Origin of the sequence: Mycobacterium sp. HUMS_12744610, from assembly GCF_041206865.1 — a bacterium.
Lineage (GTDB): Bacteria > Actinomycetota > Actinomycetes > Mycobacteriales > Mycobacteriaceae > Mycobacterium > Mycobacterium servetii.
The window spans coordinates 1,426,611-1,446,822 of the sequence record NZ_JBGEDP010000001.1; the positions used below are offsets into that span (position 1 = coordinate 1,426,611).

At 67.8% G+C, this 20,212-nt stretch carries 13 protein-coding genes and 1 pseudogene; 12 read left to right on the plus strand and 2 right to left on the minus strand.

All coding sequences use genetic code 11. The annotated features are described in order from the left end of the window. The first annotated feature begins 67 nt into the window (after nucleotides 1-67). The 10 genes from AB8998_RS07190 to AB8998_RS07235 are packed head-to-tail and all read left to right on the plus strand — an operon-like array spanning nucleotide 68 to nucleotide 13,016. Nucleotides 68-640 carry an LbetaH domain-containing protein gene (locus AB8998_RS07190; protein WP_369737231.1) on the plus strand — a complete coding sequence of 191 codons (573 nt, stop codon included), beginning with the start codon at nucleotides 68-70 and terminating at the stop codon, nucleotides 638-640. Next, nucleotides 637-1,890, plus strand: coding sequence for a WcaI family glycosyltransferase (locus AB8998_RS07195; protein WP_369737232.1), 1,254 nt, complete (start codon nucleotides 637-639; stop codon nucleotides 1,888-1,890). The genes AB8998_RS07190 and AB8998_RS07195 overlap by 4 nt, the downstream gene beginning before the upstream one ends. After that, complete coding sequence (locus AB8998_RS07200; protein WP_369737233.1) at nucleotides 1,842-3,302, plus strand: hypothetical protein; 1,461 nt, start codon at nucleotides 1,842-1,844, stop codon at nucleotides 3,300-3,302. Before AB8998_RS07195 ends, AB8998_RS07200 begins: the two co-directional genes overlap by 49 nt. Next, nucleotides 3,299-4,447, plus strand: coding sequence for a glycosyltransferase (locus tag AB8998_RS07205; RefSeq protein ID WP_369737234.1), 1,149 nt, complete (start codon nucleotides 3,299-3,301; stop codon nucleotides 4,445-4,447). Before AB8998_RS07200 ends, AB8998_RS07205 begins: the two co-directional genes overlap by 4 nt. Then, a complete protein-coding gene (locus AB8998_RS07210; RefSeq protein WP_369737235.1) occupies nucleotides 4,444-5,223 on the plus strand; it encodes a hypothetical protein in 780 nt (259 codons plus the stop codon). Before AB8998_RS07205 ends, AB8998_RS07210 begins: the two co-directional genes overlap by 4 nt. Nucleotides 5,224-5,245: 22 nt before the next feature. Continuing rightward, nucleotides 5,246-8,116, plus strand: coding sequence for an MATE family efflux transporter (locus AB8998_RS07215; RefSeq protein ID WP_369737236.1), 2,871 nt, complete (start codon nucleotides 5,246-5,248; stop codon nucleotides 8,114-8,116). After that, nucleotides 8,103-9,416, plus strand: a complete 1,314-nt coding sequence (locus tag AB8998_RS07220; RefSeq protein ID WP_369737237.1) for an SGNH/GDSL hydrolase family protein — start codon at nucleotides 8,103-8,105, stop codon at nucleotides 9,414-9,416. Before AB8998_RS07215 ends, AB8998_RS07220 begins: the two co-directional genes overlap by 14 nt. Further along, nucleotides 9,416-10,786 (plus strand): hypothetical protein, encoded by a 1,371-nt coding sequence (locus tag AB8998_RS07225; RefSeq protein WP_369737238.1) that lies wholly within the window; start codon nucleotides 9,416-9,418, stop codon nucleotides 10,784-10,786. The genes AB8998_RS07220 and AB8998_RS07225 overlap by 1 nt, the downstream gene beginning before the upstream one ends. Next, on the plus strand, nucleotides 10,719-12,122 hold the full coding sequence (locus AB8998_RS07230) for a Wzz/FepE/Etk N-terminal domain-containing protein (protein ID WP_369737239.1): 1,404 nt from the start codon (nucleotides 10,719-10,721) through the stop codon (nucleotides 12,120-12,122). The genes AB8998_RS07225 and AB8998_RS07230 overlap by 68 nt, the downstream gene beginning before the upstream one ends. Before the next feature lie 39 nt (nucleotides 12,123-12,161). Beyond that, nucleotides 12,162-13,016: a class I SAM-dependent methyltransferase gene (locus AB8998_RS07235; protein ID WP_369737240.1), complete on the plus strand. Its 855-nt coding sequence runs from the start codon at nucleotides 12,162-12,164 to the stop codon at nucleotides 13,014-13,016. A 98-nt stretch (nucleotides 13,017-13,114) separates the two neighbouring features. On the opposite strand, the gene AB8998_RS07240 is transcribed toward AB8998_RS07235, so the two are convergent. Further along, nucleotides 13,115-13,852 carry a hypothetical protein gene (locus tag AB8998_RS07240; protein WP_369737241.1) on the minus strand — a complete coding sequence of 246 codons (738 nt, stop codon included), beginning with the start codon at nucleotides 13,850-13,852 and terminating at the stop codon, nucleotides 13,115-13,117. A gap of 1,257 nt (nucleotides 13,853-15,109) precedes the next feature. Between AB8998_RS07240 and AB8998_RS07245 the strand changes: the two are divergent. Both AB8998_RS07245 and AB8998_RS07250 read left to right on the plus strand, forming a co-directional pair. Beyond that, nucleotides 15,110-17,276, plus strand: a pseudogene (locus tag AB8998_RS07245) (Rv1355c family protein). Between the two features lie 25 nt (nucleotides 17,277-17,301). Beyond that, on the plus strand, nucleotides 17,302-19,245 hold the full coding sequence (locus AB8998_RS07250; protein WP_369737242.1) for a bifunctional diguanylate cyclase/phosphodiesterase: 1,944 nt from the start codon (nucleotides 17,302-17,304) through the stop codon (nucleotides 19,243-19,245). Nucleotides 19,246-19,313: 68 nt separating this feature from the next. On the opposite strand, the gene AB8998_RS07255 is transcribed toward AB8998_RS07250, so the two are convergent. Then, entirely contained in the window at nucleotides 19,314-20,063 is a 750-nt protein-coding gene (locus tag AB8998_RS07255) for a hypothetical protein (RefSeq protein ID WP_369737243.1), read from the minus strand. Nucleotides 20,064-20,212: the final 149 nt, after the last annotated feature.

The window sequence follows — 20,212 nt, forward strand, 5'->3', positions numbered from 1 at the left end:
TGCCGATCGGACGTGAGGCCCGCCCATGAAGAAAGCTGCTGGTGAAGGCATGGTTGCGACCGAGCAGGTGACAAGACTCTCAGACAGGAACCGGCGTGCGGGGGCGCGTTTCTCGCTGCGCGACTTCACCGGTGACAATTACAGCCGGGGCAGGCCGTTGCCGGTGCAACTGCTGTGGATGGTGGTTTCGCGCGCCGTCGCCATGCGGTGGTGGTGTCCCAACCGGGCGCGGGTGTTCATACTGCGCAGCTTCGGTGCGCGCATCGGACGCGGTACCCTCATCCGCCACGACGTACGCATCCACTGGCCCTGGAAACTGACCATCGGGCACGACACCTGGATCGGCGAATCGGCCTGGATCCTCAACCTCGAGCCCGTGACCATCGGCTCGAACACCTGCATCTCCCAGGACGTGCTGCTGTGCACCGGCAGTCACGATCGGTTCAGCCCCACCTTCGAGTTCGACAACGCGCCGATCTTCATCGGGGACTCGGTGTGGATCGCGGCGCGGGCGACGATCCTGCGCGGCGTTCGTATCGCCGACGGCGCCACGGTCGGCGCCACCGGACTGGTCGTCGAGGACGTCCCGGAGGGCGCCACCATTTTGCCCCCGCGCGCACAGGCGAGGGTGAAGTCGTGAAGGTCAAAATCGTTGGGATCAACTACTTCCCGGAGGTAACCGGGATAGCCCCCTACACCACCGGCATGGCGGAGGGCTTGGCGGCGTTCGGCCACGAGGTCAGCGTGGTCACCGGACTTCCGCACTACCCGGAGTGGCGAATCTACGACGGTTACGGTTCCCGGCGCACCTACCGCGAAACCCTCAACGGCGTCACGATCGAACGTCTGAGGCACTACGTGCCCGAAAAGCCAAGCCCCCGCAACCGCATCCTGATGGAAGCAAGCTTCGCCAAAGCGGTGCTGGCGACGGACTTCGACCGGTCGTCGGTCGTGATCGCCATCAGTCCCTCGCTCCTGGCGACGGCCGGCATCGTCGCCGCGGCACGGATGCGAAAGGTGCCCGTGGGCGTCGTCGTCCAAGACCTGTACGGGAAGGGCGTCGTGGAAACCGGCGCCATGGGCGGTAAGGCGGCCGGGATGGTCACCCACCTCGAGGCGCGGGTGCTGCGGGCGGCGTCGGGGGTGGCCGTGATCCACGACCGGTTCCTGACCGCCCTCGACAGCGCCGGTGTCGACAGTGCCAAGTCGACGGTGATCCGCAACTGGACACATGTCGGCGACACGAACGATCTCGCACCCCACGATTCGGTCGGGGTCCGCCGCAAGTACGGCTGGGGTGAGGACGAACTGGTCATCGTCCATGCCGGCAACATGGGAGTCAAACAGGGGCTCGAGAACGTCGTGGCCGCCGCCCGGCTGGCCGCCGACGAGCTACCGCGCGGCAGGGTCCGGTTCGCGCTGCTCGGCGACGGCAACCAGCGGCGCAAGCTTCAGGAGTGCGGCCAGGACATTTCCGCGCTGCAGTTCATCCAGCCGCTGCCAGACAACGAGTTCCGCGCCGTCCTGCAGACCGCGGATGCCCTGCTGGTCAACGAGAGGCCGGGCGTGGGGGACATGGCCGTGCCCAGCAAGCTGACCACCTACTTCATGACCGGCAAACCGGTCGTGGCCGCCACCGACGAGTCGAGTGCGGCCGCCGACGAGGTGCGTGCCGCCAGGGCCGGTGTGATCGTGCCGCCCACCGACCCGCACGCCCTGCTCGAGGCGGTGCTGAGCGTCGGGGCGGACACGACCGAGGCCCAGCGGTTGGGGGAAGCGGGCAGGCGGTTCGCGCGCGAGGTGCTCGATCGCGGCAGCGCCATCCGTCGCTACGAGAACTGGTGCCACGAACTGGCCGCATCGACTTCGAGGGTGGTGTGCGACCGATGACCTGGCGCGAGGGATTGTCGTCGTTCGTCGGGCGCCTGCCGGCCCGTCAGATCGGTAGGGCGGCGTCGTGGGACGGCGGGACCGCCGTCAAGACCAGAACGGTCCGGGTCGGCCAACTCGACGTCGCCTCGGCCGGTGCATCCGTCTGGGTGGTCGCCGGCCCGGTCCGCAAGGATGCGGGTAGTCGCGCGGGCGCGGTGCTGGACCGGATGGCGAGCATGGGGCCGCATTTCCGGGTGGGGCTGGGGCCGTCGCCGCACACCAGGCGGTGGCGCTACACCGAGAAGCCGAGTCGCAACGCGAAGGCAACCGTGGACATATCCGGGTGTGCCACCGCGCAGCAGGTGCTCGACCGCGTCGTGGGACACCCGGTCGCCGCGCCGATCTCGGTGGCACAGGCGGGCGAGTACCTCTGCGTCCGTTTCGACCACGGAATCGGTGACGCGCATCTCATGACCGAGACGGTGGCCGCGTTGTCGCACGCGACCGACGGCTTCGCCGACCCGCCGCCCGTGCCGACCATCACCAGCCCGGTGCGGGTCGCGATCGGGCACAACCTGAAAGCGGGATTGAGCGAGGTCACACGGCAGGCGGTCGGCCTGGCGCAGGCGCGGTCGTTCCCGAGCCTGGCCGGGCAGTCCGCGGCGTGTCGGGGCGCGCCGGCCGCAGAGGGTGCCGGGGCTCCCGGAGACGCAGGCGTGACGGGAGGCTACCGCGCGGTCTTCGTCAAGAGCGAGGAGCGCTTCGCCGACCAGGTGCGGGCCTGGCGCGACGCCACCGGGGGGTGTACTTCGCTGACGGCGTTGCTCATGTGGTCGATCTGCCGGGCGCTGCGGGACGCCGGCGTGACGCTGGCCGACGATTGCGGTGTGCTCGTCGACCTTCGCCGGTTCCTGCCGGCCGGGGCGCACACCCTTGCGAACTTCTGCACGGTCGCGCGCGTGCGCGGGGCCGCCGACACGTCCTACGAGAAGTTCTCCGCCGAACTCCGGGCCACGGCCGAGTCGGTCGGGCCGCTGGTCAAGCTCGCCGCCTACCTGGGCTCGACGCGGTTGTGTGCGGCGCTCCGCGGCCGCCGGGGCCAGCCGTGGTGGGTCGCCGGTTCTCCGCAAGGCTCCGTGGTGCACCTGACGATCTCGGACATATCGAAGATGCCGGCGCTCGCCAAGATCGCGTGGACCAGGCCGGCGGAGGCCGAACTGGCCGTAGCGCTCCCGCCGGGCAGCCCCGCGCATCTGTCGACCGCGCTGCGCGTGACCGCCCACGGCTCGGTCCAGGTGACCGCGACGTTCCCGGCCGCCCTGGTGGCCGTTGACACGGTCCGGGGCGCTCTGCAAGCCGCGCTCACTCTGGAAAACCTCTGTGCACCACCAGAAATCACGTGCGCGGTCGACGGGAACAGCGCGGCATGAGAATCCTGCACGTGGTGACGCTGGTCACCCCGGACGGGGCCTACGGAGGGCCCACCCGGGTGGCGGTCAACCTGTGTTCGGCGCTGCGCGAGCAGGGCCATGACGCGGTGATCGCCGCAGGCGCCAGCGGGTTCGACGAGCCGCCGGCCGCCGTCGGCGGTGTGCCCGCCCGGCTGTTCCCCGCCAAGCGGGTGGTACCGGGCTTCGGCTACGCGGCGACACGGGCCCCGGCGTTGGGTCCGTGGATCAGGGAACACGCGGTCAAGTTCGACCTCGTCCACGTCCACCTGGCGCGCGACCTGGTGACCCTGCCCGCCGTGGCCACCCTGCGGCGCATGCGAATCCCGTTCGTCGTGCAGACGCATGGCATGATCACCCCCCACAGTCACCCGCTCGCGGCGCCCATCGACCGGATGTGGACGATCGGGCTGCTGCGCGCCGCGGCGGCGGTCTTTCATCTGAATGCGGCCGAGCGCCATGACCTGTGCGCGGTCGGCGGCTCCGGGCTGCGGCTGCGCCAGCTGCGCAACGGCGTGGCGATGCCCCCCGTCACCGGCGATCGTCGCCCCGCGGGGGAACTACCCGAGGTGTTGTTCTTCGCGCGACTGCATCAACGCAAGAGGCCGGAGGTCTTCGCCGAGGCCGCCCTGGCGTTGCTGCGGTCGGGCGTCCGTGCGCGATTCGCGATCGTCGGGCCCGCGGAAGGGGCCGAGGCGGGCGTCGACGCGGTCGTCTCGCAGGCGCGCGCGGAAGGTTTCGGCGACGAGTTGATCAGGCGCGAAGCCGCCGTCCCGCCCGAACTTGCCGGGGAGCGAATGGCCGCCGCGTCCGTCTACGTGCTGCCCGCGGTGCGGGAACCGTTCGGCATGACCGTGATCGAGGCCCTCATGCTCGGCATCCCGGTCGTCATCGGTGCCGATGCGGGGCTGGCGGATTTCGTCGAAACCCACGACTGCGGTCTGGTCGTCGACGGCCGCCCGCAGTCCTTCGCGCAGGCCATCTCGGATCTGCTGTCCGACGAGTCGCGCGCCCGCGCGATGGGCCGGCGGGGGCGATCGGCCGTCGAGGCGGAGTACAGCATCGCCGGCGTCGGGCGCGAACTCGAGCAGATCTACGGCCAGATCCTGGAAAAGGGTGTCGGATGACGATTCTCGAGGCCCGCCGCTCAACCGGAACCCTGGTGGAAGTCGGCTTCGCCCTGGTGCTCACAGCCATCGTGGCCGCGTCGCTGTGGTGGGGATACCTGCGGGAGAACGCCCCGATGGGCACCGGCATAAGGGTCCAGGCGGACTTCACGGGCATGCCCAACGGGCCGGCGCCGGCCCACTTCGAGGACGGTCGGCCCGCTACCGTGCTGGCATCGTCCGGCCAACCCGGCGACCAGTTCAGGATCAGCGACGGCCAGCTGACCTACCAGCCCACCACGCAGGGGACCGCCGTCGCGTATTTCAGCACCCCCGACCTCGGCGCGTCGGTGAAGAGCATGGGCGCCCGCTTCACCTTCCGGGCCGGCCCCGGGCCGAAATCCGGTACGCAGAGCGCCATCACGTTCGTGGTGTCGAGAGGCATCGACCAACGCGTGCCACCGATGGTGCGGCCGCTACCCGTCAACCTCGTCGTGACCCCGGTCAATTGGTACGTCAGCATGGTCCGCACCGACGCCGACAATCCCGAAGTGATCGCCGCGGGCGAATTCAAGACGCCCATGCGCGAGGACGGAAAGACCGCCTACGAGGCGCGCCTCAAGATCGACGGCGCCCAGGTCACCGTGGACTTGCCGGGAACCCACCGGGTCTTGTCGGATCCGCGGTTCTCCGAGTGGCAGGGCAATTTCGCCACCTTCGAGCTTTTCTCGAACCATGGAGCCACCGACTCGGTCGGGGCGTTCGAGAAAATCTGGGCGACGGGCAGCAGGGGCTAGCGCCATGTCCGACAGGTTGTCGATGAGAAAGGTCCGCGCGGTCTCCGGCGCAGCGGATCAAGTCTTCTCCAGCATGAGCAATGGCCTGATCATCTATGCGGTCGCGGTCGTGACGCCGCCGGATAAATTCGGTCAGATCGCCCTTCTCCTCACGCTTCTCGCCGCGGCCATCGGGGTGCTGCGCGGCGCACTGGGGACACCGCTGCTGTTGACGGCCGCGCGCGACCGGTCCGACATTCGGCGGGAGGGGTCCTTCGCGATCACCAGTGCCCTGCTGGCCAGCCCGATCGTCGGCGGCATCATGTGGGCGGTCCAGGGGTCGGGGATAGGTGCGCCGGCGCTGTTGATCGTTGCCGCGACGCCGATCGTGCTCGTCGGCGATGTGCTGCGCTACGTCGTCATCGCCGAGGGCCGACCCCATGTCGCGGCGCTCTGGGACGGCGTCTGGTTCGCCGGTTCGGCCGCATTGTTGGTGGCGACGTGGCTGCATTGGTCGATGGCGACCGCCGTGGACCTCATCGGCGGCTGGGCCGCGCTGGCGCTGATTGCCCTGCTCGGATTGCTGATCGGTGTGCGCGTCGCCCCGCGGTTCACTCAGCTGCCGGCGTGGATGGCCGACGGCTGGCAGCATCGGGCGCGGTACGGCACCGAGTCCGGCCTGGAACAGACGACGGCGTTCGCGGTGCTGCTTTTCGCCGCTTTGGTGTTGAGCCCCGGGGTAACTGCCGCACTGCGCGGCGCCACGGCGTTGCTGGCGCCTCTCGCCATCTTGACGAGTGCGATCCCGCTGGTGGTCATTCCGGACAGCAGGCGGCAGAACATGACACCGCCGCAGGTGTGGAGGTCGCTGGCCCGTATCGCTTCGGCCTCCACTTCCGGGGCGATCTTGATCGGCGCGGCGCTGTACTTCCTGCCCGCCACCATCGGTGAATTAGTCCTGGGCCACACCTTCCGGGAAGCGCAGGCGATCACCCCCATCATCGCCTTCGAGTACGCGGTGGGCTCCTGGATCATCGCGGTCACAATCCATTTGCGAACCTTCAACCGAAGCGCCGACGCACTGCGGCTCAAGGCGGGTTATGTGCTGCTGATGATCCTCACTGCCCTCGGCGGGGGGATGCTTTTCCGCACGGCTGCGGGAGTCGCGGTGGGCATCGCAACGGCGACCACCTTCATCACCGCGATCGCGCTGCTGTTGTTCAAGCCGTGGGCCAGGCCGGGCGACGGCACGACTCCCGAATTCCTCGAGCCGGTGGCACCGGACCCGCTGCGCGCCATCCGGTCCGGGCAGGGTGCCGGCTCCGGCGAAGCGGGCATCGTGGCCGCTTACCGCCATCTGCGCGGCGCCGTGCCGGGACCCGTGCCCGCCGCGGTCAAACTACGCCTGAACGGGCGGGTGCAGTCGAGCCAGGCGCTCATCACGTTGTGGGCCCTCGCGACGATGGTCATCTTCGTGCCCGCCGCCATCATCCGGTTCACCGGCGTCCCCACGAGCTCACTGTGGCTGTGGTCGCTGCCCGGCATCGCGATCAGCGGCGCCCGGTTCGCGTGGCTGCTGGGCAACGGAGAACGGCGGCTGTTCGAGGTGATGTTCTGGGGATACAGTTACGCATTCCTGGGCCTGGCCCCGTTGGTCCAGCTGCGGGAGAACGACTTTCCCGACACCGTGCCCCGCGTCGACAGCACCTACACGGCCGCGGCCGCGTTGATCGTCATCGTCGGATGTTGCGCCTTCCTGGCCGGCGCGGCTCTGGACAACGCCACGAAACTGGGCCGGAGTTGGCGGGCCACCCAGCGCAGCCGCGATGTCGCGGCGACGTTCACCGTCAACAACGCCCGACTGGTGTTGCTGTGCGGATTCGCCATCTTCGCCAACATGTACTACTGCTCGAAGGTCGGCTGGCTGCTGTTTCTCAAGAGCCGCACGGACGCATTGAACATCGAAGCGAACGCCTGGGGCGAGACCAACGTGGGTGTGATCATGCGCTCGTGCAGCTGCATGGCGCTGCTGGTGGCCTTCATCGCGCTGATGCGGTTCCGCAAGGAGGCGAAGCTCGCGAACCTGGGGGGCGAGAAGATCTCCGCCACCGTCATGCGCAGCAACTTGGTGCTGCTCGTCATCGTGGGGCTTCTCCTGGCGAACGCCATGAACCCGATCTCGAATGCCCGTTACCTCGCCGGGACCGCGATTCTCGCCGCCGCAACCGCTTTCGGGCTGTTCGCCACCACGCGACGTTTCCGCGCCACCTCGTGCGGGTTCCTGATCGGACTGCTGGTGATCTTCCCGCTCGCCGACGCATTCCGGGTCAGCACGCAGGCCGAGTTGAAGGCGACAAACCCCATCGCCTCGCTGCTGTCGCCCGATTACGACTCCTTCGCGGAGCTGATGAACGGGTACCTGGTCGGGGCACAACAGGGCATCGTGCCCGGCAAGCAGTTCTCCGGGGTGCTGCTGTTCTGGCTGCCCAGAACCATGTGGACCGAAAAGCCGGTCGACACAGGGATTTACATCGCCAACATGCGCGGCTACCCGTTCACCAACCTGTCCGCGCCCCTGTGGATCGAGATGTATCTGAATGGCGGCTGGATCCCGCTGGCGGCCGGCATGTTCGTGCTGGGATACGCCCTGCATCGCTGGGACACCCGGCTGGACACCGAATTCGACGTCTACCGGATGCCTGGCCTGCTCGGCTGCATCCTGCCGTTCTACATGATGATTCTGCTGCGCGGCTCGCTGCTGCAGGCCGCGTCGTTCCTGTTCTTCATCGGGGTGTTCTCGACATTCGTGCGCGAGAGGGAGACGAAGACGAGACCAGGTGTGGCGGCGGTGCCCCGCCAAGTGCGGCCCAACCGTCGCGTCGAGTTGGTGAGGACGGACTATGTCGGTGCTTGAGAAGTTGCGCGGCCTGCCCCGCGCTGTCGGGCTGGGCGCGGTCGCGGTGCTGGCGTTGATCGTCGGTGTCGTGGCCTACACCGAACTGCACGACACCGACCGCCCGCAAAGACAAGCCGGGCCGCGCTACCAGCCGCCCTTGTTGTCGACGATGTTCGACTACAAGCCCACGCTACTGGTCGTCAGCGACTCCTACGCCGGCAACTATCCCGACATGGTGGCCGACAAGCTGGGCTGGAGCCTGGCCGTGGATGCCCAGGACGGCACCGGTTTCGTCAAGGGGGCCAACAAAGACTCACCCGACGGCAAGCCGTTCATCGACCGGCTCGGCAGTGATGCGGCGACCTACAAGGTCGACTACGTGCTCATCGACGGCGGCCGAAGGGATCTCGGTGAATCCCCCGATGCGGTGGTGGCGGCCGTCGACAGGTACATCAACAAAGTCCACGCGGAGTGGCCCGGCGCCAAGATCATCGTCGTACTCCCCACCTCCGCCGCCGCGGAGCCCTCGCCGAACTACCCGGTGGTGGCGCAGGCGATCCAGCACGCGGCCGAAAGCGTCGGCGCGTATGTGATCGACCCGGTCGCGCAGGGCTGGTACCGCGATGTCGATGCGAAAACCCTGCTGTGGCGGGACGGCGCCCACCTCAACTACGCGGGTGACCTGTACTACGCGAACAAGCTCATCGCGAACCTTCAGCAGATGTTCGGCCGCAAGCCGACGTGTCTGGTCGTGGGCGACTCGTTCGGTGTCGGAACCGGCGACCCGCAGGTGGTCACCTATCCCCACCTGCTCGCGGACAAGATAGGCTGCAACCTGGCGCTGGACGCCGAAATCGGCACCGGGTTCCTGCATTCCATCGACAACCTCCCCATCCCGACCGCGCCGTTCATCGATCGCCTCGCCCGCGACGAGGCGACTTACCGGTACCACGTCGACTACGTCCTGATCGACGGCGGCCGCGACGACCTCGGGTCGATGCCGGAGCCGGTGGTGGCGGCGGCTGACGAGTACATCAAGAGGGTGCGCTCGGATTGGCCCAAGGCCAAGATCATCATCATCCTCCCGAGCTACGTCACCACACAGGCGGCGAGCAACTTTCCCGCCGTGGCCGAAGGGCTGCGCCGCGCGGCCGACAGCGTCGGGGCCCACGTCATCGACCCGGTGGCGCAGGGCTGGTACCGCGGCGTCGACCTGAAGGCGCTGCTGGCTCCCGACGGCATCCATTTCAACGCCGAGGGAAACAAGTACTACGCGGACAAGATCATGGAGAACCTGAGCAAGATGGGCCTCGCGTAATGACGGCCATGTTGGCGTTGCTGGCCGTGGTCCGCAACAAGTTGTTGGCCCTGACCATCTGGGCGCTGGCGGGGGCTGCCGTCGGCGGCGGGATCAACATGCTCCTGCCGGTGGTGTACGAGACGAGCGCGAAGATCCTCGTCGTCGCGCCCTACTGGAACGACTCCACCGCCAACGCCGACCCCAACATGGGCGGTGGCAAGACCCTGGCCTACGGTGACGAATTCACCCAGCAGCGGATGGCCAGTTACGCCCGGCTGGTGACGACGCCACTGGTCACCGCCCGCGTCGCGGAACGACTGCACCTCGGGCAGTCCGGGGAAGCCCTCGCCGCCAAGCTGGACGGGCACATCATTCCCGACACCGTGGTGCTGGAAGTGAAGGCGCAGGATTCCTCCCCGACGAGGGCGGCCGCGATCGCCGATGCCGCCGCACAGCAGACCATCTACGTCATCAAGGAACTCGAGCGGCCGCCGCACAGCGTGGTGTCGCCGCTACAGCCGGTCTTCACCGAGCCGGCGTCCGTTCCGTCGCGGCCCATCTCGCCGCGGACGCTGCTCAACATCATCTGCGGAGCGGTCGTCGGGTTCCTGTTCGGATTGACCTATGTCGCTGCCTATGTCGCCGCGCGCGAGAGTCGGCGGGTGGCGCGGCTGGGGGAGGACGCCGGCCTGCGGACCGATGGGGGCGCATCGCTCGGGGAGGTGCTCGGCGTGCTCGAGGCTGCCGAACCCCAACGCCCCGGTGAGATTCGTGGTGACGTGAAGTTGCTACGCCTGGAGTTGGCTCACCGCCTGAACGAGGCCGGCGCCCAATCGCTGATGATCTCGTCGCCGCGGCCCTCGCCGGCCGCCAGCATCGTCGCGACGTCGCTCGCGACCGACTTCGCCGAATCCGGGTCCTCCGCCGTCGTCGTGTGCGCCGACTTCAGCGCCGAACAGGACGGCGAAACCGTCGGATTGGGCGACCTGCTGTGCACCCGGCTGCCGCTGGACTCGGCCATCCGGACGGACGAGGCGCGCGGAATCGACTGGATCCCGGCGGGCACGCCGCCGGCCAACCCGACGCGGGAGCTGACCGGGGCGAAGATGTGCAACTTGCTGATCGACCTGGCCGGTCGATATCGGTACGTGCTGGTCGTCGGCCCGGCGGCCCTGGAATTGGCGGACGCCGTCGACATGGCCAGTCAAGTCGGCGCTTCCGTTCTCGTCGACCTGGTCCCGCAGACTCCTGCCGAGGAGCTGCGCGAGAGCGCGAGGTTGCTGCGGCTGGCCCGCGGCACGTACCTGGGACGGGTCGTCGTTGCCGGCCAAGGGTTTTCAGAGGGGTTCGGATCCTCGCACTTCGGGCACCGACGGACAGCAGCATGAACATGAACACGTCATACGCCGTGAACGGAGAACGATGGAGCTACTGAAGAAAGGGTGGGCCGTCTGCAGGCAGCGGTGGCTGATCTTCCTCACCTTTGTGGCCGTCGCGGCCGTGGGTGCGGCGGTCTACAACGCAACGGCCGGTGAGGAGTACACCGCGTCCACCGAATTGTTCCTCCGGGCGCCGGATGTCAAGTCGTCCGCGAGCGCTTACCAGGGCGACCTGTTCTCCCGCCAGCGGGCGCAGACGTACATCAACATGTTCCAGAGCGACGAGCTGGCTCAGATGGTGGTCGACAGGCTCGGGCTGAGTATGACCCCGCAACAGCTCGTGTCCCACGTCTCGGCGAGCACGGTGAAAAACACCGTGCTGATGATCGTTTCGGTCACCGACCGGAATCCGCAGCGTGCGTCCAACATCGCCAACGCCTACGGCGACGTCTTGGGGAAGTTCATCGCCAAGCTCGAGAACGTCGAGAACAACCCCGACGTCCCGCCCATGGTCCAGGTGGTGACGAGGGCAAGTCCGGCCAGCGCGACTGCGGCCGGCCTGCCGACGCCCATGGTGGCGGTGGCGGCTTTGGTGCTGGCTCTGCTCGCCGCGTCGGGCCTGGTCTGGTTCCTCCAGCATTTCGACACCAAGGTCAGGTCGCGGCGCAAGATCGAGGAGATCACCGAGAGCGACATCATCGGACGGCTTCCGAAAACCCGGTCGCTCGGCTCCGGCGGCGATGCCGACAAGGCGTTCGAGGAGTCCGAGGAATTCGCCCAGGCGGCACTGCGCTTCAGCTTGAACGTCGAGTCAGTGCTGCGCCGACTGCCCAAAGTGGAGATCCCGCCGGTCATCGCTGTGGTGGCCGGCCACCGCGGTGACGAAGGTCCGGTCGCGACGCAGGCGCTCGCGCGCGCGTTCGCCGACCGCGGACGTACGGTGGGCCTCGTTCGCATCGCCGCACGCCGGCAGCAGTCGGGCAGGACCGAAGCGGTTCCGGCGGTTACCGCCTCCGCGGAGGCCGGCAACCGGGTCGACCCGGTGACGACCGTGTCGTGCCCGGCTGCCGGGCTGACCGCGGAAGCCCTCGAGCGCGAAATCGACGCCCTGCGCCCGGCGAGCGATTTCATCCTGATCGATACGCCCGCATTCCACGAGTCGATCGATGCGCAACTGGCTGTGGCGGCGTCGGACGCCGCGGTGCTCGTCGTGCGGCCTTCGTCGACGACCACGCTTTCGCTGTCGGAATTGGACGCCGGGGTGAAGGTGCTCGACGCACCCGTGCTCGGTGTGGTCGTCAACTTGGCGAAGGAGTCGTCGACCGTAGACGGGTCTTATCTATAAGGGGGAAACGGAATGAACACGGGGATTGGAACTGAGTTGATGAACGCAGATGCCGGGGCACATACGGCGGTGGCGCGCGCCCAGGAGAGCGAGTACGGCGAAGGGCACGACTACGCCGTGAGCCCGCACATCCGGCACGCGACGCTGCGGGGACTGCTGGAAAGCAGGATCGAGGCCGTGGTCAAAGAGGTGCTGGCCCGGCAGGGGTCGTGCGCGGTGCTGGAAGTGGGGGCCGGGCACGGAACTTTCACGGATGCGGTCATCCGCGCGGGCGGCATCCCGACCGTGACCGAGATGTCGAGGACGAGCTTCGACTTCCTCAGGCGGAAATTCAGCGACAGCCCCGACGTGTGCGTGAGGTACGACAGCGACGGAACCGCATGGCTCGACGGCGAGACCCAATTCGACCTGATCCTGCTGATCTCTGTCCTGCACCACATTCCGGACTACCTGGGCGTGGTGGCAGCCCAGTGCGACAATGCGCTGCGTCCCGGCGGCAGCGTCCTGACCTTCCAGGATCCGTTGTGGTATCCGCGGCAGGGCAAGCTCTCGAAGGTTCTTTCCTGGGGCTCCTACTTCGCGTGGCGCATCGGCCAGGGTGAGCTGAAACGCGGGGTGAGAACCCGTGCGCGCCGGCTCCGGGGCATCTACGACGAGTCGGAGCCCTCCGACATGGTGGAATATCACGTCGTACGCCAGGGCGTCGACGAACGCGCGCTGATCGAGTTGCTCGGCGCACGCTTCGCCGAGGTCGAGTTGGACGCCTATTTCTCCACCCCGCTGCCAGCGCTTCAGGCGGTCGGCGCAAAGTACTTTCCGCCCAACACGTTCGGCATTCTCGCCCGGGGTCGCAAGGCCGACGCCGACATCGGTCAGCGGCAAACGAGGGGATGACCGGCGCCACGCCGGTCTCGGCTCGACGGGCTCGCCAGGTTTGCGGCCGGGCAACGGAAAGCTTCGGCTGAGCCTCGGGCCGGTCGCACGTCGATCGCCTAGCTCGCCTCGGGCCGGCAGTGGGCTAGCCTGAACTTCGCTTCGTCGAACGCCGTGACCGGCGTGTGGTACGAGTCGCGGTGCCACCATTGGAGGTCCGTGAGCTCTTTGATGTAGCGGGCGGGTGCGCCGCCGTAGAGGCCGGACTTCGGCGCTTCGCCGTTGTCTTTCGCTTTCACCATCACCGACCCCGCGGCCAGGATCGATCGGTTCGGCAGGCGAGATTCCTTGAGCATGATGCAGGCCGTGGAGATGACCGACCTTTCGCCGAGGACGACGCGACCGACGGTGGTCTTGTTGTCGACCAGGTCCAGCTCGTGGCTCTGAATGATGCACTTGATCCCTGAAACCGCGGCATAGGGCTCCAGGATGACTTGACCGGAACAATCGATGTAATGCCTATTGGTGACGAAACTCTGCTCTTTCATCCACAGCATGCCGATGCGGTCGCTGTAGTCCTGATAACCCGGCGCCGCGGTGAACTGGTTCCACGACCCGATGAAGTTCTTGCCGTCCAATTGAATGTGCGCCACACCCTTGAAGACATTGAACGACGAGATGGTGCAGTCCTCGCCCAGCGTGAATTTGCCGCAGTCGAGAACCAGGATTGGCCCCACTTTCGCGTTGCCACCGATCTGATTGCCCAAGGCGCGCAATGCCAACCGCTTGAGACCGCAACTGGGTATCAGCCAAATGATAAGGGACAGATACCTATTGGGCCTTTTCTGTGAGCTCATCTACTATCCTTAACGATTCGGGCCACCCTGGAACCCCCAGCGCCTCCGAGTGCAGACGTCATACGTCCCCCGCGGGGCATGGCACGTGTTGTCCCGTTGCCGGACCTGTATTGCGTGTTATTGGCCGGTGCATACGGGAGGGGATACCCGTTCCGGAGTTCGCCACCCCCACCGACGGTGGGTGCGTCGCCCGGCTGACCGGCCACATCGGGTCCGACCGGCACCGGCCGTCGACGCTGTCGCGGTGTGACGACTCCGTCGCTGCCGCACTGTTGCACCCGCGGGCCGGGCCGCCGCAGTCGGCGCACACGAATTCGTTGTGCGACAGGAATTGCCGCGGTTCCGTGACAGCTTTCCATTCGCCAGGCGACGCAGCGCCGCGGGCGCGGAACATGCGATGGGTCGGCTTCACGAGAATGGCCGTCGGCGCGTCACTCGGGTAATCGGCGTGCCGACACCGGCGAATCATCACCGCGCCGGCGGCGTCGCCCCCCGGGCACGGCCCGGCGTGGCTCGGCTCCGGAGCACGATTCCGCGCCACCCGCGATCGCAGCGGCGGGCGCCGACGCTCGCGACCGGCGCGAAACGCGACTGGTTCGACGGCCGCGAGCACCGGATCACCCGCGACCGTCACGTTGATTCGAAGCATTGTCTGTCTGGCCGGCATCAGCAGCCCCTCAATGATCCGCGGTTGGCAGGTGCGCTCTCCGGCCCGCGGCGGTCATCCGAGGACCGATGCGGGCGCGAAGGTCGCGTCAATCGCTGCGCCGTCCATCGCCCACTCTCTCGGGTCCGCCGTTGCGGGACGATCGTGCCCCTCGGTGAGGGGACGAACGGGTCCGGTAGTGGCGGGGGTCTACCCCGACATCCGCCGCGAATGCGTCGTGAACCCACCATAACACCTATGACGTGATTGCATACCAAAAGCACTTGTACAAGGACGGTAGCAAACCGCGAGTCGGTACGACGAGTTTTGCTGCACGAACCCTCGCAAAGTTGCGCCGGCCGCCCCGGCGGGCCGGCTGGCGACTCCGCCGTCCGGGTCGGCCCGATTTTGCGGGCCCGTGGTCACGAGATCGTGGAGAGCCGATGCCGCCGCGACGGGCGAGTGCGGGCCGTGCCCGATGCCCGGGGTGACCCACGATCGGGCTGGAACGGGCGGTTTGACGGCAATGCGCATTGCCACGCGGCGCCGGAACTGTTTGCCCCCTAATATGTTGCAGTGACAAACCGGTCCAATACGCGGACTCCACGGATATGGGCGTCCGATCGGGACAAACATTCGCCGATGCGGTCGAGCACCGAGGAGAAAAGACCATAGCTTCCTGCACCGCGCAGATTCTCGACGCCGAATCCCGCAGACAAGGCGGTATTGGATCGACTGCGCGCAGATCCAGCTGTTGACTTCATCGACAGTTATGAGGACCAGTTCGCGGAATTGCGCGACCTGCGGCCCGCACCCCCGGCGGAACTGGTGGCCGAGCGCCGGCGTTGGGCGTACTACCCGTGGCGGCGGGCCGTGGTGTCGGTCCTGGGTCCCGGCGGATTCCGCGCGGTGCGCCTGGATCGCAACAGGAACGTGATCACCGCCGACGAACAGGCCCGGCTCGGTGAACTGCGCGTCGGCGTCGCCGGTCTCAGCGTCGGCCACGTCATCGCACACACTCTGGCCGCGCAGGGCGTCTGCGGCGAGTTGCGGCTGGCCGATTTCGACCGGCTCGAGCTGTCCAACCTCAACCGGGTGCCGGCAACCGTGTTCGATCTCGGTCTGAACAAGGCCGAGGTGGCCGCCCGGCGAATCGCCGAGACCGATCCCTATGTGCGCATCCGGGTGCTGGACGCCGGGCTGACCGGCGACAACATCGACGAGTTCCTCGACGGACTGGACGTCGTCGTCGAGGAGTGCGACTCGCTGGACATCAAGGTCATCCTGCGGGAGCGCGCCCGGGCCCGGCGGATCCCGGTGCTGATGGCGACCAGCGACCGGGGGCTGCTGGACGTGGAACGGTTCGACCTGGAGTCGGAGCGCCCGATCCTGCACGGTCTGCTCGGCGACCTGGATTACCCGCGGCTGGCCGGCATGGGGAGCCGGGAGAAGGTTCCGCACCTGTTGCGGTTCCTCGAAGCCGAGCAGCTATCGCCCCGCATCCTGGCGTCCGTGGTCGAGATCGACCGCACGCTGTCGACCTGGCCCCAGGTGGCCGGCGATGTCGTCCTGGGAGCGACCGCCGTCACCGAGGCCGTGCGCCGGATCGGACTGGGTGAATCCCTGCGGTCGGGCCGGACCCGCATCGACGTCGGCTCGGCACTCGATCGGCTCGACAACCCGCGGCCGGCCGAGGCGAGCCCGGTGCCGGCCGACACCGAGCCGGAGGCGTCGCTGCCGGGTCTGGCGGGCCTGATCGCCGCCGCGGCGGTACGGGCGCCGTCGGGCGGCAACTCGCAACCCTGGCGCATCCAGGCCTCGCCGCAGGAGGTCACCATCGCGCTCGCGCCCGAGCACACGTCCACGATGGACGCCGGGTACCGCGGCAGTGCGGTCGCGCTGGGCGCCGCCGTCTTCAACGTCAGGGTCGCCGCCGCCAGCCGGCAGGTGCTGGGGCCGGTGACCGTGGCGGAGAACGTCGACGGCGTACCGCTACGGGCGACGGTGCAGTTGCGGGACGGCACCGACCCCGACCTGGCCGCGCTATACCAGCCGATGCTGGCACGCGAGACGAACCGGCAGGCCGGCACGCCGCAGCCGATCGCCGCCGAGACCGTCGACCACCTGCACGCGGTCGCCGCCCGGGAGGGGGCCGGCCTGCACCTGGTGACCGGGCAACCCGAAATCTCTTCGGTGGCAGACGTTCTCGCTGCGGCCGACCGCATCAGGTACCTCACGCCGCGGCTGCACGCGGAGATGATCTCCGAGCTGAGGTGGCCCGGAGATCCGCATCCCGACACCGGTATCGACGTGCGCAGCCTCGAACTCGGATCCGGCGACCTCGCCGTGCTCGACATCTTCCGGCGGCCGGACGTGATGGCGTGCCTGGCCGACTGGCATGCCGGGAGCGCGCTCGGCGAGGACACTCGCCGGCGCGTGTCGACGAGCAGTGCGGTGGCCGTCGTCTCGGTGGCCGGGGACTCCCTGTCCGACTACGCGCGCGGCGGGTCGGCCGTCGAGGCGGTGTGGATCGCCGCACAACAGCACGGGCTGGCCGTGCAACCCGCCTCGCCGGCGTTTTTATATGCCCACGACCGTGCGGACCTCGTGGATTTGTCGCCGTTATTCGCCGATGAGCTGGGCGAACTGCAGCAGCGATTTCGGCAACTGGCCGGTTTGCCGCCCGGAGCGTCGCCCGCGCTGATCCTGCGCATCGGCGTCGTCGCCGCGGCATCGGTCCGCAGCCGGCGCGACCTGGAGCGCGTTCACTTGCCGTAGTACCGCCGCCCGCTACCCTAGGTGGATGTCCGGCTCGTTGGACGATCTAGTGACCGCGGCCGCTGCAGAGCTGATGGCAGCCGTCGCGGGTAATGCCGCCGCCATCAGCGAGCGGGTACTCGCCAACCTGGTCGACCGCTTCGGCGTGGACTGGGGTTTTCTGCGCCACAACGACCACAACATCCATGCGACGGTGCTGATCGCCGAGTGGCCGCCGCGCCCCGACATCCCCGACCCCGACCCGCTCGGCGTGGTGCATTTCGCCGGCGCCGACTCCGTCTTCGCCAGGGCCGAGACCCTCAAGGAACCCGACGTATTGCGTCCCGAACCGGGAAACGCCGACTACCAGTCGAACATCGAGGAGGGAACCGGCGTACCCGCCGTCTCGCTCGCGTGCGTGCCGCTGCTGTCCGGGGACGTGACCACCGGAACGCTCGGCTTCGTCAAGTTCGGCGACCGCGAATGGCTGCCCGAGGAGCTGAACGCGCTGCAGGCGATCGCCGCGCTCTTCGCCCAGTTGCAGGCCCGCATCGTCGCCGAGGAGCAGGTCCGGTATCTGGCCGAACACGACGATCTCACCGGCCTGCTGAACCGGCGCACCCTGATCGCCCAGCTCGACGAGCGGCTTGCCGCGGGCAGGCCGGGGCCGGTCTCGATCCTGGTCCTCGACGTGGACCGGTTGAAGGTGGTCAACGACCACCTCGGCCAGATTCCGGGGAACCGGTTCATCATGGCCTTCGCCGACCTGCTGCGACAGGCGGTCGACGTTCCCGCCCTCATCGCCCGGTTCGGCGGCGACGAGTTCGTCGTCGTGCCGGCCGCGCCGATGACCGTGGACGCCGCCGCGGACTTCGCCCGGCAGCTGCAAAGTCGGGTTCACACGCAGGTCGTGATCGACGGCGAGATGCTGGCCCGCACGGTCAGCATCGGCGTCGCCGCGGGCACACCCGGGCACGACACCACCTCGGAGCTACTCTTCCGGGGCGATCAGGCCACCCGATCGGCCAAGGTGTCCGGCGGGGCCACCGTCGCCGCCTTCAGCCCCGAGATGGCCGCCCAGGAAGCCATCCGCAACGACATCGAACTGCGCCTGCAAGAGGCCATCGACAGCGAAAGCAGCGACCTGGTGCTGCATTATCTTCCGGAGTTCGACATGCGCACCGGCGAAGTCCTGGGCACCGAGGCGCTGGTTCGCTGGCAACACCCCACCCGGGGACTGCTGATGCCCGACTCGTTCATCGACGTCGTCGAATCGGTCAACCTGGCGGGCAAGCTCGGCCGCCGCGTCATGCGGTTGGCGTGCGCGCAGTTCGGGGACTGGCAGGCGCACGGCGTCGGGCAGGGCACCGTGTTGCGCGTCAACGTCTCTCCGGTGCAACTCGTCGCGGACGGCATCGTGGAGAGGGTTGCCGCGACCATCGAGGCGTTCGGGCTCGAACCGGGCGCGGTCTGCCTGGAGATCACCGAAAGCGTCGTGGTGGCCGACATCGATGCCACGCGCAAGACGCTGACCGGACTCAAGGACATCGGGGTGCAGATCGCCATCGACGACTTCGGCACGGGTTACAGCGCCCTGGGATACCTGAAGTCGCTCCCGGTCGACGTGCTCAAGGTCGACCGCAGTTTCGTTCGCGATCTCGGCCGCAACCCGCACGACCTGGCGATCGTGCAGTCGATCGTGACGCTGGCGAACGCCTTCGGGCTCGAGGTGGTGGCCGAGGGCGTCGAGACCGTCAGCGCGGCCAAAGCGCTGCTCGCCATCGGATGCAACCGCGCGCAGGGCTTTTTGCTGTCCCGGCCCCTGGACAGCGCGGCGATGGAGTCGTTGTTCGCCAGGCGTTTCATACCGATGAACTTCTCCAGCGGGAACCTTCCGGTGTCCCAGGACTTCTCCGCGCCGAACGACCACGGATCCGGCGAGCCGCCCGCCCAGCGCCCCGAGCACATGGGGATCCAGTCGCTGCAGTAGGTCACCAAAGTCCGCCCGCTCGGCTCATCTCGGCCGAGCGGGCGCGAGCCTCCGGTGGATCGCGACGGTCACGCCATGCCGACGAGAGGCGCTTCGGTGCCGGACTGGCGGTAGAACGACTGCGTCAATTGCTGCGTTTCCATGAGGATTTTCGCAACCTGTTCCGGTTCCGCGTAGTTGACGAAATCGCGACGATTCCACCACATCATCTTGGTCTGATAACGCTCGTCGGGATAAGGCGTGGCGGGAATGCTCGCGACCACGCCGCCGGAGGAGCGCCACCGGTTCAGCACGTATGCGGCCGCCGTAGCCATGCAGAATTGGACATCGAGCAGAGCCATCATGTGAAAGCCACTGCGGGCCAGTGCGGCGGTGAGACAGCGATCGTGATTCAGTTCGTCGGCCACCCACGCCGACTTCATTTCCAGAACACCGAAAGGCACCCGGTCAGTGATCATGCTACGGACGGCCTGTTCTCCCGGCTGCCCCGCCCATTCGACCGCCGCGTGCGAGTCGTCGGCCGATCGCAACGGCCCGATGGCCCGCACGCCCGCCACCATCCGCCCGCCGGTGTCGACCACCCCCAGGTACATGACGGTGTCGGAGCCGCTGAGCAGCGCCTCGACGTCCAGAGCGCACTCCACGCCGTGCTTGCGGTAGCTGCGGTGGGCACCGTCCGCGTACTCGTCCCAGAGGTCGCGGTCCGTCGACGGTTGCGAAAGCACCAGCGTGCAATCGATGTCCGGGTCACGCCAGCTCAGGCTGTGCCGGAGGTGGAATCCGTCGACGTGTGGGGCGTTCAGCGAGATTACGGTCATTGGGCCTCCTTGGAGTTGGTGCGCCGACGGTGTGCCGGCGACTTGGTGTCGGATCGATGGACGTACCTCGGCGAAACCGTGCTCTTGCTGGATAAGAATGGCCATCCTTTCGAGCTTCCCAGCAAGGGCGAGTTCCATGCCAAAAGAAT

What these genes read in the sequence shown, in the direction of transcription:
- AB8998_RS07240 (WP_369737241.1), bottom strand. Translation starts at nt 13,852, where the DNA reads ATGAGCTCACAGAAAAGGCCCAATAGGTATCTGTCCCTTATCATTTGG.
- AB8998_RS07255 (WP_369737243.1), bottom strand. Translation starts at nt 20,063, where the DNA reads ATGACCGTAATCTCGCTGAACGCCCCACACGTCGACGGATTCCACCTC.
- AB8998_RS07220 (WP_369737237.1), top strand. Translation starts at nt 8,103, where the DNA reads ATGTCGGTGCTTGAGAAGTTGCGCGGCCTGCCCCGCGCTGTCGGGCTG.
- AB8998_RS07205 (WP_369737234.1), top strand. Translation starts at nt 3,299, where the DNA reads ATGAGAATCCTGCACGTGGTGACGCTGGTCACCCCGGACGGGGCCTAC.
- AB8998_RS07215 (WP_369737236.1), top strand. Translation starts at nt 5,246, where the DNA reads ATGAGAAAGGTCCGCGCGGTCTCCGGCGCAGCGGATCAAGTCTTCTCC.
- AB8998_RS07235 (WP_369737240.1), top strand. Translation starts at nt 12,162, where the DNA reads ATGAACGCAGATGCCGGGGCACATACGGCGGTGGCGCGCGCCCAGGAG.
- AB8998_RS07210 (WP_369737235.1), top strand. Translation starts at nt 4,444, where the DNA reads ATGACGATTCTCGAGGCCCGCCGCTCAACCGGAACCCTGGTGGAAGTC.
- AB8998_RS07225 (WP_369737238.1), top strand. Translation starts at nt 9,416, where the DNA reads ATGACGGCCATGTTGGCGTTGCTGGCCGTGGTCCGCAACAAGTTGTTG.
- AB8998_RS07250 (WP_369737242.1), top strand. Translation starts at nt 17,302, where the DNA reads ATGTCCGGCTCGTTGGACGATCTAGTGACCGCGGCCGCTGCAGAGCTG.